General features: G+C 62.7%; 1 protein-coding gene. It reads left to right on the plus strand.

Annotated features, from left to right (window positions below):
• Positions 1-197: 197 nt before the first annotated feature.
• Positions 198-1,142, plus strand: a 945-nt coding sequence (locus A2I95_RS40730; RefSeq protein WP_291737992.1) for a 3-hydroxyacyl-CoA dehydrogenase NAD-binding domain-containing protein, incomplete at its 3' end; no start/stop codon positions are given.

The following is a 1,142-nucleotide window of genomic DNA, read 5'->3' on the forward strand; positions in this document are numbered from 1 at the left end:
ATCATTGAGAATATGGGCGGCAAGCTGATGGGACCGGCGGAGGTGCGCGAAAAGCTGGGGCTGACCAAGCGTGCGCCGGCGGCGCAGTAAGCGGCGATCAGCGGTTTCGTTGAATTGAAGGAATTGGGGGCTCGCCCCCAAGCCCCCAGGATATTTTGGGCCAGAAGAAGAGCCGGGCGGTTCTCAAAGGGAAGCAGATGAAAACAGCAGCAATCATTGGCGGCGGGGTTATTGGTGGCGGCTGGGCCGCGCGATTCCTTCTGAACGGCTGGGATGTGCGGGTCTTTGACCCGGACCTGGAAGCAGAGCGCAAGATCAGCGAAGTGCTCGGCAATGCGCGGCGCTCCTTGCCCGGTCTGGGCAATGTGGCGCTGCCGGCGGAAGGCAGCCTGACGTTCCATGAGACCATTGCCGAAGCCGTGGACGGCGCGGAGTGGGTTCAGGAGAGCGTGCCGGAGCGGCTGGATCTTAAGCAGAAGGTTTACGCTGAGTTGCAGGCCCATTGCGCGCCAGACGCAGTGATCGGCTCTTCGACTTCCGGCTTCAAGCCCTCGCAATTGCAGGACGGGCGGGAGAACCCCGGCCAGATTGTGGTCACGCATCCGTTCAACCCGGTCTACCTGCTGCCGCTGGTGGAGCTGGTCACAACGGCGGCCAACCCGGCAGGCGTCATCGACCGGGCCAAGGAAATCATCACTGCCATCGGCATGTACCCGTTGCACCTGAAGAAAGAGATCGACGCCCATGTGGCCGACCGCTTTCTGGAGGCGGTCTGGCGTGAGGCCTTGTGGCTGGTCAAGGACGGCATAGCCACCACCGAGGAGATCGACAACGCGATCCGCTACGGCTTTGGCATCCGCTGGGCGCAGATGGGGCTGTTTGACACCTACCGGGTAGCGGGCGGCGAAGCGGGCATGAAGCATTTCATGGCGCAGTTCGGCCCCTGCCTGTCGTGGCCCTGGACCAAGCTGATGGATGTGCCCGAGTTCAATGACGAGCTGGTGGATCTGATCGCAGGCCAGTCGGATGCGCAATCCGGCCATCTGCCGATCCGCAAGATGGAGCAGATCCGCGACGACAATCTGGTCGGCATGATGCGGGCCCTTGGCAACAACGGCTGGGGTGCGGGTGCGCTGCAGAAT

The sequence above is a fragment of the Leisingera sp. F5 genome, from assembly GCF_001593695.1.